Here is a 13,885-nt window from a genome sequence, read left to right on the forward strand (position 1 = left end):
TGTAATTATAGAGTATGAAGTGATGTTCCGTTTCCTATTTTAACATCATAAATTTTTAATTCTATTCCAAATTTTTCAAAATAAGCTTTTGAAAGATTACTTTTAATAGCTGTTTCGGTACCTTTTTTAATTAAATTGATTGTGCATCCTCCAAAACCGCCGCCCATAACACGAGCACCTACTACGGCTGGATTGTTTTTAACACTATCAACTAAAAAGTCCAGTTCGTCACAACTCACTTCGTACTCTTTAGAAAGTCCTTCGTGAGTTTCAAACATTAATTGCCCTACTTTTTCTATTTCTCCTGCATCTAATGCTTCACAAGCTAAACTTACGCGTTTTATTTCTTTTACCACAAAATAACAACGCTTAAAAACGTCTTCAGTCATTTTATCTTTCAGTTCTAAAACGTGTTTCTCTTCACAATCTCTAAAACTGCTTATCTCAGGAAAGTGACTTTTTACAATAGCGATGCCTTCTTCACATTGTTGCCTTCTCTCATTATAAGCCGAGGTCATTAAAGAATGTTTCACATTCGAATCAAATAAAATTAAAGCATAATCGTTGAAGTTAGCCTCGTGATATTCATATTCTAATGTTTTGCAGTCTATTTTAATCACTTTGTCTTCTTTTCCCATAACACTTGAAAACTGATCCATGATGCCGCAATTGATTCCGACCCAATGTTCTGCTTTTTGTCCCATCAAAGCAATATCAACAGGCTTAATATTCAAATTAAACAATTCGTTCATTCCAAATAAGAAACCACATTCTAAAGCTGCTGACGAAGACAAGCCTGAACCTACGGGAATGTTACTGCTAAAAACACAGTTCACCCCTTCTAAAGTAAAACCATTGCTTTTTAATTGGCGAATTACCCCTCTGATGTAATTGGTCCAAACAGTATCTGTCAATTGAACCTCAGCTGTAACATCAATTTCAAATTTTTCATCGAGATCTAATGCCACTATTTTAGAAGTATTCGTATTATTTTTTTCGAAAGCAAAGCAAATGATTTTATCAATTGCCGCTGGCAATACATAACCATCGTTGTAATCTATATGTTCTCCTATGATGTTTATTCTTCCTGGAGAAAGAACTATCTTGCTGGGAGTTGATCCAAAAAGTTCTTGAAAAGAAGCGGTTGTTTTTTTTATTAATAAATCGTTCATTATCTTGAAGTTGTTTTTTTAAATTTTCAAAGTACTCACTTTCGAAGCTTGATTTTTATTTTGTAGATACTAAATTCAGCTTACCACTCTTAAGGCCAGCACCATTTACTTCCAGTTTTACATCACCCGCAGTAGTTGTAGATTTCACAAGCACTACTAACTTTCCGCTAAAAAGTTTCATGGTGTTTTTATGAAACATTTCAAGTGAAGTGGCATCTCCATTGCAAGCTGCCCTGTAAGTACCCGCTCCCGAAACCTTAAATTTTAACTGGTTCGTGGCCGTAGGGCAAGGAATACCATTTTTATCCACTACAGATACAGTGACAAAAGAAATATCATCGCCATTAGCAGTGATTGTTTTTCTGTCAGCATCTAAAACTATTTGGTATGGTTTGCCAGCAGTATGTACTTCTTCTTCGGCAACCGCTTTTCCATTATCATCAAAAGCCACCACTTTTACCGTACCTGGTTCATATTTCACATCCATCCACATTAAACGGTAGCGGTTTTGTGGGGAACTATTGTTTTTTTTCTGAACACCCATGCTTTTGCCATTTATAAAAAGTTCAGCGCTGTTGTAGTTCGTATATACAAAAACGGGAGTAACCTCTCCTTCACGACCTTCCCAGTTCCAATGCGGTAAGATATGAAGCGTTGATTCCTTTGTATTCCAACGGCTTTTGTATAAATAATAGCGATCCTTAGGTAAACCCGCTAAGTCGTTAATTCCAAAATAAGAACTTCGAGACGGCCAACTTTCATCATAAGGCGTAGGTTCGCCTAAATAATCAAAACCGGTCCATACAAACTCGCCAATTACCCAAGGTTTATCGTCTTGTAAAACAAAATCTTCATCAGGAACATTAGACCAGCTGCAGGCTTCTAAATCATACGATGAAGACTGAAAGTCAGGATACTGCTTCATTTTTTCTTGAACCACGGGGAATTTGTAAATCCCTCTTGAGCTTACTGTAGAAGCTGTTTCTGAACCTAAAATAAACCCTTGCGGAAATTTTGAAAAAGCTTCCTCATACAAATGCACACGATAATTCAATCCTGGAACATCTAGCACCGCTCCAAAACCAGATTCCATAGTCGCTTTTACTTGATCCATACCCACCGTTACAGGACGCGTTGGGTCTTCTCTATGAAATATGTCTTGCAACCATTTTGCTCGTTTTACACCGGCTTCTCCCCATTGATCAGGCACTTCATTTCCAGAACTCCACATCACAATTGAAGGGTGATTTCTTGTTGCCTGTACTAAATTCACAATGTCTCTTTCAGCATAATCCTCAAAAAAACGATGGTAGCCATTCTCCACTTTTGGTTTTGCCCATTCGTCAAAACTCTCTGCCAAAAAAAGAAATCCCATTTCATCAGCCAATTCCAATTGCTCAAAAGAAGGCATGTTGTGTGAACTGCGTATCGCATTACAACCCATGTCTTTTAATATCTTCATTTGTCTGCGCAATGCCGACTTATTAACGGCAGTCCCTAGCGGACCAAGGTCATGATGAAGACAAACTCCTTTAAATTTAGTTATCTTTCCATTAAGACTAAAACCTTTATTTGCTTCGTATTTTATTTCTCGAATTCCAAAAGGAGTTGAAATTTCATCTTTCAGTTCGTTTCCTACATACAGTCTAGAAATCGCTTTGTACAAATAAGGCGTTTCTGGACTCCACAATTTTGGTTTTTCTACTTTTATATTTTGATCAAACTGATTTCCGAATTGTATAGTTGCTTCCTCTGAATTTAATTGATGTCCTTCGGCATCAAATATAGTGGTCACTAAACGCGTATTTTCACCAGAAGTTTTTGTCTTAATGTTAACTTTAGCGCTTTCTTCACTGATAATAGGTGTGGTTACAAATTGTCCCCATTGGTCAATGCTTTCCTTATTTTTGATAATAACACTCACTTTTCGATACAAACCGGCACCAGGATACCAGCGAGAAGCAAATTCTTTATTCGATAGTTTTACTGACAAAGTGTTCTCGCCTTCTTGTATAAATTGGGAAACGTCAAAATAAAAGTAACTATAACCATACGCCCATTCACCCACTTTTTTACCATTTAGATACACTTGAGGCTCGCTCATTGCCCCTTCAAAAATTAAAATTATTTTTTTCCCTTTTGAATCTTTAGGCAACATGAATTTGTTTCGATACCAAGCTGTTCCAACATGAGGCAGAGCCCCTGTTCTACCTGTTTTTTCGGTAGCTACATTTTCTCCATTTTGAACTATTGCAACACTCTGCTTATCTACATTTTTATCAAATGGTCCGTAAATTGCCCAGTCATGTGGAACGCTTACGCTTTCCCATTTTGAATCGTTAAAATTTACTTTAAACGCATCTTCAAAATTGCCTTTTTGAAATTTCCAGTTGCTGTCTAACACTTTAATCTGTCGTGATTGAGACAAAGTCACTTGTACAAAAGTTAGAAACAGGACAAGAATGGTTATTAATTTTTTCATGTATAAAGCTATATAATTATTTAACATCTATGAATCGCTATAGTATTGAAATCAATTAGTGTACGCGCAACGCTTTGAGGCGTTTTGCACTAATTGTGTTGTCCAGCATTACTCTTTAAATGCATCAAGGGCTGCAGTCGGTTTACCGTCAGCTCCCCAAGCGCTTAACGAATAACCACTCCAGCTTTTTGCTCCTTGTGGTTCCCAGTATAGTACTCCTAATCCTTTATTATTAGGTACATCTTTTACTGCTTTTATTGTAGCAACCAGGAGTTGATAAGTGTTCTCTACATGTTCATCAATTCCACCCACCTCTACTATCATTACCTCTTTGTTATATCGAGAAGCCATGTCTTTTAAATTGTATTCTAAGTCGGCAATGGTCTCTGTATAATCTTTTTTAATCCAAAAAGGATAATAAGATAAACCAATAACGTCATACTTCACATTATTAGCAGTGGCATTATCAAAAAAAGTTCTGAATTTCTCATTGTTGTTCCCTTCATCCACATGAACAATCACTTTAATATTTTTATTCACTGCCTTTACTCCTTCGTATCCTTTATTTAGTAACTGTGCCAGCTGAGGCCAGTTCTTAGTGCTTCCTTCTGGCCACATCATTCCGCCTGGGATTTCGTTTCCTACTTGAACCCATTCTGGATTTACTCCTGCCACTTTAAGCGCATTGATTACGTCAAAAGTATGTGCATATACATCATTTAGCAATTCAGGAAAAGAATGATTTGCCCAAGCTGCCGGTTTAAATTGTTTGGCAGGATCTGCCCATGAATCGCTATAATGAAAATCTATCATTACTCTCATTCCCATTTTTTGAGCTCGCAAAGCCATAGCAACAGTTTCTTCCTTACTGCAATGTCCACTTGCTCTATCATCGCTCGGGTTTACAAATACACGCAATCTTATGGTGTTCATCCCTCTGTCTTTCAAAAGCTGAAGACAGTCTTTTTCTGTCCCGTCAGTATCATAAAATTTATATCCTGTTGCTTCCATTTGTGGCAACCAGCCCACATCAGCTCCTTTTGCAAAACTACCTGGTTTTGAAATTGATGTTGTTTTTTGAGTATTGGCACAAGAAAATAGAGTCAATGCCATCACTGACATTGCCATTATTTTGAATTTCACGTTGATGTTTTTCATATCTCTTACTTATTGAATACCTGGATAACAGGTAACGATTTATTATTAAAGTCATATAATGCTTGGTTTTCAAAAGTAGAGCCTTCTTTAGACTCATTTCCTTTGAAAGACACCCATTCTCCGCCCCAATAAGCAAAACCAATTCCCGATTGAGACGTTTTGACAAGTTCTTTTATCGCCATCATATAACTTTTTTGACCATCAGGCGTTGCGGGATAATTAGGAACCAACTGAGAATCTAAGCCTACAATATTATTTGTCCAGTCATTGTAACCCAGTGTAAATGGATAAGCAGTCTCGGCAATGACAACTTTCTTACTAAATTTGCTTCCAAGAGCATCTATAGTACTTTTAACCAGCTGCATATCCTTTCCATGCCAAACAGGATAATAAGACAGTCCAATATAATCATAATCAACCGATTTCATTTTATTGAAAAACCAGTCGGTATCAGCTGCTTTAACTCCTGCATAATGAATCATGATTTTAGTAGCAGGGGCTTTAGAGCGGATAGTAGCACTTGCAGCAGATAATAAAGCCAGACATTGGGCTTCATTATTTATTAAATGCCCTTGCGGCCATAGTAGCCCACTATTAATTTCGTTTCCAATTTGTATAATATCCGGATTGATTTCGGTTAAAACTGTCGCTGTATAATTAGAAACTGCCGTTTTTAGATCTGAAAATGCCAAACTTTTCCATTCTTCTGGAGTAGTCTGAACCCCAGGGTCTGCCCAAGTATCTGAGTAATGAACCGTAAGCCAAACTTTCATTCCAGCTTGTTTTACTCTTTGCGCTAGTGCTTTAACTTCTGCTAATCCTGAATGTCCGCTTGAAGGATTTTTCCACAAACGAATTCTTATTGTATTGCAACCCGCATTTTTCAATGTCGTAAGCATACTTTCTGGTTTGGCATCGTTGTAAAAAACAACAGCAGCAGTTTCAATTTCTGGTAAATAAGAAACATCCGCAGCTCTAATAAAATTGTCTGCTACAACAATAGGCGGGTCCACTGCAGGATCAGAACTATTATCATTAGAGGAACAAGAAAATAAAGCTGTCAACAAAGTAACAAGACTTAAGATAGTTATTTGCTTTTTCATTTTTTAAACGATTGAAATTTATAAATAGTTTTATGGTGATAGATTTCACCTTTCTTTAAAACTGCGCTCGGAAAATGCTCATGATTAGGAGCATCAGGAAAATTTTGTGTTTCAAAACAAATTCCACTAGTAGCATGGTAATTAGCATTTTCTTTACCTTTAATGGTATTAAAGCAATTACCTCCTACATAAATATGAACCGCAGGTTGATTAGTATACACGGACATCCTGAGATTATTCTTTTTATTGAATAATGACGCTGCAAACTCCTCCTTTTTATCGAGAACATAAGTATTGTCAATTTTAACAGGGCAATTTCTTGGTTTGCTAAAATCAAAGGGACAATTAGCCACATTTAAAAACCAACCAGTTGGAACATTATCAGTAGTAGTATGTAATGTTTTGACTGAATTCACAATCATCTCTTGATTAGTCACAGTTGACTGATGACCATCCAGATTAAAATAACTGTGATGTGTCAAATTAACCACTGTATCTTCAGAAGTAGTCGCTACATATTCAACAATCAACTCATTATCTTCTGACAAAGTGTATTTTAATTCCACATTTAAATCCCCAGGATAGTTTTCTTCCTTATTTGGACTTAGGTAGGATAAGGTAATGGAAGGATTTTTCCCGCTACTCACTTTTTGCACTTTCCAAACAACTTGACTAAATCCTTTGCTACCACCATGAAGTGAGTTTCCATTATTATTTTTAAACAACTCGATCTTTTTATCATTTAGGATAAAGGAACCAGCATTGATACGACCGGCATACCTGCCAACCGTTGCGCCTAAATACGGAGCACTTTCTAGACGGAAAGAGTTAATGTATGAGTCTAAATCATCAAAACCTAACACTACATCAACCACTTCTCCATTTTTTAAGGGAACTTTTAAGGAAGTTAAAGTTGCTCCATAATTAATTACGCTAAGTCGCATCCCTTTCTTATTCATTAATTCATAAGAATAAATTTGCTCTTCGTCTGGCATAAATCCAAACAATTTCTCTGTAGAATTACTATCTAAATGTGATATGTGTTTTATTTTCATTGTTTTTTTATGAAAAATGAATTTCAAAAATAAGAATCTTTTAAGCTAATCACATACCAGTACCTACCAGTTTTTGTATATTGCACAAAATTTAAGCACGTATTATGAAAATAATTTCGATTCAGGATAACCTAGGAATACCTAAATACAAGCAGATTATTCACGCTGTTGAAAAAGCTATAGAAGAGGAAAATTTAAAAAAAGGAGAAAAATTACCGTCAGTAAATAAGGTGTGTATGACACAATCCTTATCTAGAGATACGGTATTACAGGCCTACGATGAATTGAAGAAAAGGGGGATAATTTTTGCGATTCCAGGCAAAGGCTACTACGTTAAAAGCACTGAAACCACTATAAAGCAAAAGGTATTTTTACTGTTTGACGAATTAAATATTTTTAAAGAAGACATTTATAATTCATTTCTAAAAAATATTGGAAAAGGAGTTCAAGTAGATATCTTTTTTCATCATTTTAATATTCAGGTATTCAAAAAACTTATTGATGATAGTAATGGTAATTATACAAAATACATCATTATGCCCACAAATTTAGTAGAAGCAGCGTCGATTATAAAAACCCTACCAGTAAATGAAGTGTACATCTTAGACCAAACAAACCCAGAACTAAAAAGCTACCCTGCCGTCTATCAGCATTTTGTGATGGACATCTATGATGCACTCGTAAAAGGTAAGTCAAGACTAAACAAATACAAAAAAATGATTATTATTTTCCCAGGCTTTAGAGAACCAATAGGCATGAAAGAAGGCTTTATCAACTTTTGTACTGACAATTCCATTGAATATGAAGTTATAACAGAGTTTTCCAATAGAACGATTAAAGCTGGCGAAGTCTATGTCATCCCCAGCGACCGCGATTTAGTGAGTGTAATTGAAACATCCAAACGTCAAAACTTACAATTAGGAGTAGATTACGGAATAATTTCCTACAATGATACGCCATTAAAAAAAGTAGTCGAGAACGGAATCACAACAATTTCGACCAATTTTGAAGCAATGGGAAAAATATTAGCTCAGATGATATCTAAAGGAGAGCGTAAACAAATTGAGAACAAATGTGCTTTGATACTGCGAAGTTCTTTATAGTATAAAACCAAAAAAACCGCTTCTTTCGAAGCGGTTTTTGTACCCTTTACAGTTGAGTTGTTGAATCTTTTATCGAAGATTTGAAGAAGTTGACCCGCCTTAGAGTTATTAATTTTCTAATTTAAAAATCAGATGTGTTATATATTATTATTATTTAATCTCTTTAATCTATATTACATTTCTCATTACAGTTTCATCATCTGGAGCTAATTGTTGATTTTCATGAGGTAAAAGATTTGACGCAATGAGACTAACTAATTTTACATTCACTGCATTACCTAGGGCTCCAAAGCACGACCCTAGGTTTTCTGGGAAAGTTATATTTTCAAATGATTGAATTTTAGCTCCTTCTTCTGGAGTTAAATATCTATTTTCCCATCCAATAATTGGAATTTGTGTGCTCACTGTAACTAAAGATGGAAAGAAATCTGTTTTTTTTATTCTGACTCCAGAAGCCCTGAACTGGATTATGTACTCTTTAATATTTCTTGGTGAATCACCACAATTCCATTCAAATTTTTGCCAACTTTTAGTTGGTAAATTTTTTATTTTTTTTACAACAGGATGAAGTACTCTTTTATTATCGTTATATAGTTTTCGATTATCATTTATCCATCTTATTTTCCAATTTGGATACACTTTTCTGCCTTTATTTTTTACAGCATAACCTGGTAAGTTTTTGATTTTATCTTCATATGAAAGCCCTCTTAAAAGAACTCCGAAACTACCTTTATAATTTTCAAGTTCTTCATTACTTAATTCACTAATAGGTATATGTGTAGGGTATGTTGCTCCAAATTCCATTGACCAAATTGGAAAACTTGGCATTTTAATATCAGCAGGCAACTTGTCAACAAATTCTTGCCAGATATTTATAACGTTTTGCTTTTCAGGCTCAACAAATTTTGCATTACCATTTACTAAAAAATGTCTTATAGTATTTGTTAATTTAATTTTTTCAGGCCAATTAAAATTTTCGAGTGTATCCAAAGAACCTATTATAAAAAGCCTTTCTCTATGTTGTGGAATATTGAATTGATGTGGAGACAAAACTTTCTTATCAATATGGTATCCAAGTTCACCTAATTTTTCTGAAATATAATTCCATGTTTTAAAGTCGTCATGAGACTCTATATTTCTTACATTCTCCAGGATAAAATATTTAGGCGTTTTATGTCTAAGAATGTCTACTAAGATATCAAAAAAACTTCCATTATTTTCGTCTTCTAAACCTTGCTGATTACCTGCTTTAGAAAAAGGCTGACAAGGGAATCCTGCACACAGAATATCATGGTCAGGAATTTCAATTGGTTTTATATCACGAATATTTCTATTTGGTACAATACCATAATTAACCTCATAAAGTTTTGCAAGATGCTCCTTTTTTTCGCTCGCAAAAACACATTCATGCCCCAACCTTGTTAAAGCCTGATGAAATCCTCCAATTCCTGCAAATAAATCTATAAATCTCATAACTTACTAGCTTGCTATTAAACTCGAAACTTTTGAAGTGCACCAGTTTATTAAATCATTTTGCAAATTGACATCATCATTATTTTGATGTTGAAAATTTCTATACAGTCTAGGTCTATCAAACATTAATCCAGAATCAGTCACGACATCATGAAAAATATCGTCATTAATTATCGTTGGAGTTGTAAATCCTTTGATTGGTAAAGACCCACTCCATAACATATATTGCCTCCATGCATCAATAGGAATTCCTAATAATTTTCCCTTCCAATTATATCCTGCAGCACATTGTATAATAGCAGATATTTGACTCTTTCTTTTATCTCCAAAAGGTTTCCAACATATTATATCAACACCTCTGTCTTTAAAATTTGAAGACGGATTGAAACCAAAAGTTTCATTCATTAGAGTAGAAATATCTTTAAGAGTCTGTTTCTGCGGAAATCCATAAATAACAGCCTCCCCATTGAAATATTTTTTTACAGCTTTACAAGAAAGTCTTTCAAATAATTTTCCTGTACTTACAGAATCAATTGAATTTCCATCAATAGATAAAATAACACAAACAAGATATTCAGGGCTAATTTTCCAATCTATCAATGAAATTATTTCTCTTGCATTTACCTCATATGGCGGGTTTTCTCCTCCATATAACATTAATCTCAATTCTAATTCTTGCCAAATATCATCAATAAATGTAGCATCAGGCTCTGAACCAGATGAGTCTTCAATATAAGTTGAGAGTTCAGCTTTTGATAAATTATTTTTTGTAGCACAGACATAAAATTCTACCCAATCAGCAACAAAAGTTTTTGAATTTGGATTATCAATTAACATTGTAGGCATATTAAGAATATTTTGTAATTGATAGTATGCTTGATAAAATTTCCTGTAGTTTATTAACCTCAGTCTTTATCTCTTCTGAATTTTTATCATTGATGTAACCTAATGATTGGGATAATAGTCTATTTGCTTTCACAAAATTTCTTTTTAAAAGTTCATCCTCTCCATCGCTTCTTTCATATGCTTCGCTAAGATCTCTTGTGATTTTTAAATATTCTGTTGCTTCAGGGATTCTTAAAACTGGAGAAAGTTTAGAAGTAATATCTCTTGACTCTTTAATTACAGGCATAATTTCTCTACCCTCGCCAAATAGCCATGAAAATAAATTTTTTAAATTTTCTAGTTTATTCGCTGGTACTGGTTTCTCTAAATTAACATCTTGTATTCTTTTCTCAATACCTAAGTATTCCTTAATAGAGCCCTGTCCAGAAGCAAGCAATAAATAAGAAAAAAGGTTTTCTGCTTTCTCAGTATTTAAATCAAATTCATATTTAGCAGCTTCAATTAATTGATAACATAAATATATTTTTCTCGCCGAATTACTTCTGTCTCCAACTTGTTTTTGGATATCATCTATTGAAAAACCTTGTTCAACCATTTTTGCAACATATCTAGCTTTTGCATATGGTTCCCATTTTTTTATTCCAGAAATATGTCTTACACCTAGATAAGGTAAAACTTCTTTTCTATTTGGATAAATAATTACAGGTAAAACAGATATATCATCTTCAACTTCCTTCGTGATTTCTGGAAAATTACGAATTTTCAAATTACTTCTGAATTCTGAATCAAGTAATAATTTAATAGTAGATAGCCTTCTATTACCTTCTACAACAATGAATTTTGTTGCGGGGTCATTAATAAAACTTAAATATGCTTGACTTGTAATATACTCTTCATAAGTAAAATTTTCAAAATCACTTGGCAAATTCTCAGGAATCGCTACTAATGGCTCTTCATCAAAATAGCCATTTTCTGACATAGAATAAGCTAATTCCTCTGTATCAAAAAATCTATATAATGCATAACAAATTTCTTCCTCCTTTTTCCCTTGAACATCCTCTGGAAGCCTAGGGTTTAAAGGGTCTAGTTTTAAATTTGAATATGGAATATTTAATAATGGGCGCTTTCTCCCTAAACCTGCAATGTTAGCCATTTTTAAAAACTTAATCATTAAAAGACAAATATAGTATATACAAATTGAAAATTTCTTAAGTCCTAATAAAATATAGAGAAATTCCAAAAGCTATAATCAATTAAATATTGCACAATATATAGCCCAAAAGTTATTAACTGAAATATAAAATTAATGAGAAAAAAAAAAAAAAAAAACACAGCCACCCTTTAAAATGCAAAAGCCTCTTAATCAATCGATTAAGAGGCTTTTATGTACCCGGAGCCGGAGTCGAACCGGCACGGTTTCCCACAGGTGTTTGAGACCAGCGCGTCTACCAATTCCGCCATCCGGGCTTAGCAGACATGAAATAACAACAGCTATTTCAACGCAATAAAAGAGGAGATTGTTATAAATCAACCATCGATTCCTTTAACACGGTGCAAATGTAAAAAATAATATTAAAAATTCTACTAAAAATACTTAATTTTTTCCTTTCAGAGTTGAATAAATTTCATAAATTTGCACCTCGTTAAAACGAGACACACTAACTAACTACACCCGAGGCGCATACAATGATTTAGCTAACACAAATTATAAAGCTAAATTGTATGGAGCGTAGCGGAATAAAACAACAAATTAAATGTCACACCTAGAACCAGAAGCTAAAATTTTTGCTTGTTCACAAAGTGTCTATCTTGCCGAAAAGATTTCCGCAGAATACGGAATTCCATTAGGTAAAGTTACTATGTCAAAGTATAGTGACGGAGAGTTTCAACCTTCTTACGAGGAGTCTATTAGAGGATTACGTGTGTTTATTGTTTGTTCTACATTCCCAAATTCAGATAATCTGATGGAATTGTTACTAATGATTGATGCTGCAAAACGTGCCTCTGCAAGACATATTACTGCAGTAATACCTTACTTTGGTTGGGCTAGACAAGATAGAAAAGACAAGCCAAGAGTGCCGATAGGAGCAAAACTAACTGCAAAATTGTTAGAAACTGCTGGAGCAACAAGAGTAATGACCATGGATTTGCATGCAGATCAAATTCAAGGATTTTTTGAAAAGCCAGTAGATCATCTTTTCGCTTCTACTATCTTTTTACCATATGTAAAAAGTTTAGGATTAGACAATCTAACTATTGCATCACCTGACATGGGAGGTTCTAAAAGAGCTTATGCCTATTCTAAATTTTTAGAATCAGATGTTGTAATTTGCTACAAGCAAAGAAAAGAAGCAAACATTATCGACACCATGGAATTAATTGGTGAGGTAAGAGGTAAAAATGTGATCTTAGTTGATGACATGATTGATACCGGAGGAACTTTGGCGAAAGCCGCTGATTTAATGATGGACAAAGGAGCATTAAGCGTTAGAGCGATTTGTACACACGCCATTCTTTCAGGAGATGCCTACGAAAAAATAGAAAATTCTAAATTACTAGAATTAATTGTTACTGATTCTATTCCGTTGAAGAAAGAATCTGAAAAAATAAGAGTGTTGAGTTGTGCCCCACTTTTTGCCGAAGTTATGCACATGGTTCACCATAACAATTCCATTAGTGGAAAGTTTATAATGTAACCACAAACAAGTAGAATATTTAATAACTATATAATTTTTACAATGAAATCGATTACAATTAAAGGATCAGAAAGAGAAAGCGTGGGAAAAGTTGCGACTAAAGCCTTACGTAATGCTGGAGCGGTTCCTTGCGTGTTATACGGAGGAGATCAACCAGTACATTTTTCAGCAGAAGAAAAAGCATTCAAAAACTTGGTTTACACTCCAAACGCTCACACAGTTGTGATTGAATTGGGTAACGGTAAGTCTTTTAACGCTATTATGCAAGACATCCAAGTTCACCCAGTATCTGACAGAATCCTTCACCTTGACTTCTTTCAAATCTTTGACGAGAAAGAAATCACTATTGAAGTACCTGTTAAGATCGTTGGTAACTCTAAAGGAGTTATGGCAGGTGGAGATTTACGTTTAAACAACCGTAAACTTAAAGTTAAAGCTTTACCTAAAAATCTTCCTGATTTTGTTGAAGCTGACATTACTCCATTAAACATGGGTAACAAATTATACGTTACTCAAGTTCCTACACCAGATTTCAAAATCATGCACCCAGACAACACTGTTATCTGTCAAGTGAAGATCTCTCGTGCGGCTATGAAAGCGGCTCAAGAAGCTGCAAAAGCTGCAAAAGCAGGACCTGCAAAAGGAAAGAAAAAATAATATTTTTCTCTACAAATATCAAAAGCATCAGTTTCAAAACTGGTGCTTTTTTTTGTTCTTCACTTTTTTTGTTTTTAGAAGCACAACTACCAACTTTCATATACATTTCACCCGCTATTCATTTCAATCTTTTTACCCGC

11 protein-coding genes and 1 tRNA gene are annotated in these 13,885 nt (G+C 34.4%); 3 read left to right on the forward strand and 9 right to left on the reverse strand.

Annotated features, from left to right (window positions below; translation table 11 throughout):
• Positions 1 to 5 precede the first annotated feature (5 nt).
• From galK to ACEN2K_RS00450, 5 genes are all read right to left on the reverse strand, one after another.
• Complete coding sequence (gene galK, locus ACEN2K_RS00430; protein WP_441757337.1) at positions 6 to 1,172, reverse strand: galactokinase; 1,167 nt, start codon at positions 1,170 to 1,172, stop codon at positions 6 to 8.
• 55 nt (positions 1,173 to 1,227) lie between these two features.
• Positions 1,228 to 3,654: a DUF4982 domain-containing protein gene (locus tag ACEN2K_RS00435; protein ID WP_441757338.1), complete on the reverse strand. Its 2,427-nt coding sequence runs from the start codon at positions 3,652 to 3,654 to the stop codon at positions 1,228 to 1,230.
• Between the two features lie 108 nt (positions 3,655 to 3,762).
• Entirely contained in the window at positions 3,763 to 4,812 is a 1,050-nt protein-coding gene (locus tag ACEN2K_RS00440) for a glycoside hydrolase family 53 protein (protein ID WP_441757339.1), read from the reverse strand.
• Positions 4,813 to 4,817: 5 nt separating this feature from the next.
• Complete coding sequence (locus tag ACEN2K_RS00445; RefSeq protein WP_441757340.1) at positions 4,818 to 5,915, reverse strand: glycoside hydrolase family 53 protein; 1,098 nt, start codon at positions 5,913 to 5,915, stop codon at positions 4,818 to 4,820.
• Positions 5,912 to 6,970, reverse strand: coding sequence for an aldose epimerase family protein (locus ACEN2K_RS00450; RefSeq protein WP_441757341.1), 1,059 nt, complete (start codon positions 6,968 to 6,970; stop codon positions 5,912 to 5,914). The genes ACEN2K_RS00445 and ACEN2K_RS00450 overlap by 4 nt, the downstream gene beginning before the upstream one ends.
• Positions 6,971 to 7,074: 104 nt before the next feature.
• On the opposite strand from ACEN2K_RS00450, the gene ACEN2K_RS00455 reads away from it, so the two are divergent.
• Positions 7,075 to 8,073 carry a GntR family transcriptional regulator gene (locus ACEN2K_RS00455; RefSeq protein ID WP_441757342.1) on the forward strand — a complete coding sequence of 333 codons (999 nt, stop codon included), beginning with the start codon at positions 7,075 to 7,077 and terminating at the stop codon, positions 8,071 to 8,073.
• A 168-nt stretch (positions 8,074 to 8,241) separates the two neighbouring features.
• Here the strand turns inward: ACEN2K_RS00455 and ACEN2K_RS00460 are convergent, their stop codons facing one another.
• The 4 genes from ACEN2K_RS00460 to ACEN2K_RS00475 form a co-directional block, all read right to left on the reverse strand.
• Positions 8,242 to 9,546: a DNA cytosine methyltransferase gene (locus ACEN2K_RS00460; RefSeq protein WP_441757343.1), complete on the reverse strand. Its 1,305-nt coding sequence runs from the start codon at positions 9,544 to 9,546 to the stop codon at positions 8,242 to 8,244.
• 6 nt (positions 9,547 to 9,552) lie between these two features.
• Positions 9,553 to 10,392: a hypothetical protein gene (locus tag ACEN2K_RS00465; RefSeq protein ID WP_441757344.1), complete on the reverse strand. Its 840-nt coding sequence runs from the start codon at positions 10,390 to 10,392 to the stop codon at positions 9,553 to 9,555.
• A 1-nt stretch (position 10,393) separates the two neighbouring features.
• Entirely contained in the window at positions 10,394 to 11,545 is a 1,152-nt protein-coding gene (locus ACEN2K_RS00470) for a hypothetical protein (protein WP_441757345.1), read from the reverse strand.
• A 234-nt stretch (positions 11,546 to 11,779) separates the two neighbouring features.
• Positions 11,780 to 11,859: transfer RNA gene (locus ACEN2K_RS00475), tRNA-Leu, on the reverse strand.
• A 287-nt stretch (positions 11,860 to 12,146) separates the two neighbouring features.
• Between ACEN2K_RS00475 and ACEN2K_RS00480 the strand changes: the two genes are divergently transcribed.
• Together ACEN2K_RS00480 and ACEN2K_RS00485 are read left to right on the forward strand one after the other, a co-directional pair.
• Complete coding sequence (locus tag ACEN2K_RS00480; RefSeq protein ID WP_441757346.1) at positions 12,147 to 13,088, forward strand: ribose-phosphate pyrophosphokinase; 942 nt, start codon at positions 12,147 to 12,149, stop codon at positions 13,086 to 13,088.
• A gap of 42 nt (positions 13,089 to 13,130) precedes the next feature.
• Positions 13,131 to 13,745 (forward strand): 50S ribosomal protein L25/general stress protein Ctc, encoded by a 615-nt coding sequence (locus ACEN2K_RS00485; RefSeq protein WP_441757347.1) that lies wholly within the window; start codon positions 13,131 to 13,133, stop codon positions 13,743 to 13,745.
• The last annotated feature ends 140 nt before the right edge of the window (positions 13,746 to 13,885 follow it).

Origin of the sequence: Flavobacterium sp. W21_SRS_FM3 (assembly GCF_052113625.1) — a bacterium.
Lineage (GTDB): Bacteria > Bacteroidota > Bacteroidia > Flavobacteriales > Flavobacteriaceae > Flavobacterium.

What these genes read in the sequence shown, in the direction of transcription:
- ACEN2K_RS00450 (WP_441757341.1), bottom strand. Translation starts at nt 6,970, where the DNA reads ATGAAAATAAAACACATATCACATTTAGATAGTAATTCTACAGAGAAA.
- galK (WP_441757337.1), bottom strand. Translation starts at nt 1,172, where the DNA reads ATGAACGATTTATTAATAAAAAAAACAACCGCTTCTTTTCAAGAACTT.
- ACEN2K_RS00445 (WP_441757340.1), bottom strand. Translation starts at nt 5,915, where the DNA reads ATGAAAAAGCAAATAACTATCTTAAGTCTTGTTACTTTGTTGACAGCT.
- ACEN2K_RS00440 (WP_441757339.1), bottom strand. Translation starts at nt 4,812, where the DNA reads ATGAAAAACATCAACGTGAAATTCAAAATAATGGCAATGTCAGTGATG.
- ACEN2K_RS00460 (WP_441757343.1), bottom strand. Translation starts at nt 9,546, where the DNA reads ATGAGATTTATAGATTTATTTGCAGGAATTGGAGGATTTCATCAGGCT.
- ACEN2K_RS00470 (WP_441757345.1), bottom strand. Translation starts at nt 11,545, where the DNA reads ATGGCTAACATTGCAGGTTTAGGGAGAAAGCGCCCATTATTAAATATT.
- ACEN2K_RS00485 (WP_441757347.1), top strand. Translation starts at nt 13,131, where the DNA reads ATGAAATCGATTACAATTAAAGGATCAGAAAGAGAAAGCGTGGGAAAA.
- ACEN2K_RS00480 (WP_441757346.1), top strand. Translation starts at nt 12,147, where the DNA reads ATGTCACACCTAGAACCAGAAGCTAAAATTTTTGCTTGTTCACAAAGT.
- ACEN2K_RS00455 (WP_441757342.1), top strand. Translation starts at nt 7,075, where the DNA reads ATGAAAATAATTTCGATTCAGGATAACCTAGGAATACCTAAATACAAG.
- ACEN2K_RS00435 (WP_441757338.1), bottom strand. Translation starts at nt 3,654, where the DNA reads ATGAAAAAATTAATAACCATTCTTGTCCTGTTTCTAACTTTTGTACAA.
- ACEN2K_RS00465 (WP_441757344.1), bottom strand. Translation starts at nt 10,392, where the DNA reads ATGCCTACAATGTTAATTGATAATCCAAATTCAAAAACTTTTGTTGCT.